This window comes from Streptococcus sp. WM07 (assembly GCF_004570525.1).
Lineage (GTDB): Bacteria > Bacillota > Bacilli > Lactobacillales > Streptococcaceae > Streptococcus.
This window is the reverse complement of the sequence record NZ_SPPZ01000345.1, coordinates 1-254: the sequence shown is the minus strand read 5'-3', so window position 1 is coordinate 254 and position 254 is coordinate 1. Positions and strand designations below refer to the sequence as shown.

Sequence of the window (254 nt, the reverse complement as noted above, 5' to 3'; positions counted from 1 at the left end):
TAAGGAGTGCCTCTAAACCTCCTTCTAGATAACGGTTCAATAAGTTTCGTACAGTTTGATGAACAAAACCTACTGATTTAGCTACTGCTGTTAAATTCTGACATTCAGAGTAGAGAATGAGAGCTTGGATTTTCCTATGGTGTTGTGCATTCTTTTTATCTTTCAGAGCTTGCTTCAATTCGTTAATTTGATATTCATTTAGTTCGACTTTCATACTTTATAGTATACAGCTATTTTTGTTTTTTGTTAAGTAT

The 254-nt window shown here is 32.7% G+C and carries 1 protein-coding gene; it reads right to left on the bottom strand.

Annotation, left to right across the window (positions count from 1 at the left end):
- A partial coding sequence (locus tag E4T71_RS09500) for a helix-turn-helix domain-containing protein (protein ID WP_135039034.1) occupies positions 1–214 on the bottom strand: 214 nt, incomplete at its 3' end.
- Positions 215–254 lie beyond the last annotated feature (40 nt).